Raw genomic sequence first — 1,984 nt, 5'->3', positions numbered from 1 at the left:
CGAGCTCCGCCTGCGCAAAAAACGCGCTGGCCGTCTTCAGGATGTCGTTGGCCCGGCGCAGCTCCTTGACCTCACGTTCCAGCTCCTTGATGCGCTGGGTGTTGATTTCCACCCAGAAGTGACCCACTGGGGATGCGGACAAAAACTTGGACTACCAGGAGGTAGTTCATGTACTCATACGCAGACAGGATTCGTGCAGTTGAGCTTTACATCAAGCTTGGCTTACGTGTTAGAGCCACGATTCGTCAGTTGGGATACCCAACCAAGAACGCATTGAAAGGCTGGTATCAGCACTACCTGAAGCATCAGGATTTGCCAGCAAGCCAAGTGCCAAGAGCACCCAAATATTCGCTGCAGCAAAGACAGGTTGCGGTTGCTCATTACCTCGCCCACGATCGCTGTATTGCTGCCACGATGAGGGTTTTGGGTTACCCGGGTCGAGGAACGTTGACTGCGTGGGTTCGGCAAGACTGCCCCGAGGCCAGCCAATCGATACTAGGCAGGTCTTGGCCGGTTACAAAGCCGGATGCTTTGATGTATGAAGGCGTGGTGCAACTGTGTACCCGCCAATCAAGCGCACAGGAGATTGCGGACAAGTTAGGGGTATGCCGAGGAACCTTGTACAACTGGAAAAATCAGTTGCTTGGCCCTTGCGCCCCCGCCTCGATGAAACACAGTCCAAAGCGATCGCCAGTGTTGGATGCAGCAGCGCTCAGGTGCCAAGTTGAATCATTGCGCCAGGATGTTCGGCGGCTGAAGATAGAGCGTGAACTTCTCAAGCAGGCCCATGAAATCTTAAAAAATGGGGCTGACATTGATCTGCATAGGCTGGCAAACAAAGATAAGGCTGTGCTGGTTGAAGCGCTGCACGGGCAGTATGAATTGCCAGAACTGCTTTGCCATGTTGGCCTTGCTAGAAGCTCGTATTTTTACCATCGTGCCCGGCTGAAGCTGGCTGACAAATACTTGGATGTACGCCGAAGCATCACCGATATCTTCGACAGCAACTACCGTTGCTATGGATATCGCCGAGTCCAGGCATCCCTGCTCAAGGAGTGCACGGGCATCTCAGAGAAGGTGGTTCGTCGGCTAATGAAGCAGGAGGGGTTGATCGTGGTCAAGCCCAAACGCCGCAGATATAACTCATACCTTGGAGAGATAGGTGCTGCCCCGCAAAACCTCATCAATCGAGACTTCCATGCCGCTGCGCCCAATGAGAAGTGGCTCACCGACATTACTGAATTCCAGATTCCTGCTGGCAAGGTTTACCTGTCGCCAGTCATTGATTGCTTTGACGGGCTGGTGGTGAGCTGGTCGATTGGGACTCATCCCAACGCAAATCTCGTCAACACAATGCTGGATGCGGCCATTGATGCTGTTCAAGGCAGCGAGAGCCGCCCTGTGATTCATTCTGATCGTGGAGCTCACTACCGCTGGCCAGGCTGGCTCTCGAGGATCCATGATGCAAAGTTGGTTCGTTCAATGTCCCGCAAAGGGTGCTCGCCAGACAACGCTGCGTGCGAAGGCTTCTTTGGAAGGCTGAAAATAGAGCTGTTCTATCCCGGCAACTGGCAATCAACGACGATTGAGCAGTTCATTGAAGCCGTCGATACTTACATCCGTTGGTACAACGAAAAGCGCATCAAGGTATCTCTGGGGCGTTTAAGTCCTGTGGAATACAGGCAAAAACTTGGCCTAACCACATAAACCCAGTCCAAGTTTTTATCCGCACCCCCTGCGGGTCAGTTCTGCGTGGAAATCAACACTGTTTGGCTTGGCGCTGCGGCAGACCACGGGTCTTGCCGAGTCGGTGCTGCATTTGTGTGGGCTTGCTTGGCCGGTACCTGACTTCAGCACGTTGTGCCGGCGCCAGCTCGATTTGAACGTACAAGTGCCGTACACACGCAGCCAAGCGGGACTGCATTTGCTGGTTGATTCAACGGGAATCAAGTTCTTGGGTGAAGGCGAGTGGAAATGCAAAAAG

The 1,984-nt window shown here is 53.5% G+C and carries 1 protein-coding gene and 1 pseudogene; both read left to right on the top strand.

Translation table 11 applies throughout. The features are described 5' to 3' along the window. Positions 1–168: 168 nt before the first annotated feature. Positions 169–1,707, top strand: a complete 1,539-nt coding sequence (locus FYM52_RS18500) for an IS3 family transposase (protein ID WP_154165146.1) — start codon at positions 169–171, stop codon at positions 1,705–1,707. 36 nt (positions 1,708–1,743) lie between these two features. After that, positions 1,744–1,984: pseudogene (locus tag FYM52_RS18495) on the top strand (transposase); the annotation flags it as partial.

Origin of the sequence: Comamonas sp. CAH-2, assembly GCF_009668305.1 — a bacterium.
Classification (GTDB): domain Bacteria; phylum Pseudomonadota; class Gammaproteobacteria; order Burkholderiales; family Burkholderiaceae_C; genus Comamonas; species Comamonas aquatica.
This window is presented reverse-complemented; position numbering and strand designations above follow the sequence as displayed.

Bases quoted from the DNA above. Each gene is read 5' to 3' on its own strand.
- FYM52_RS18500 (WP_154165146.1), top strand. From the start codon at position 169: ATGTACTCATACGCAGACAGGATTCGTGCAGTTGAGCTTTACATCAAG.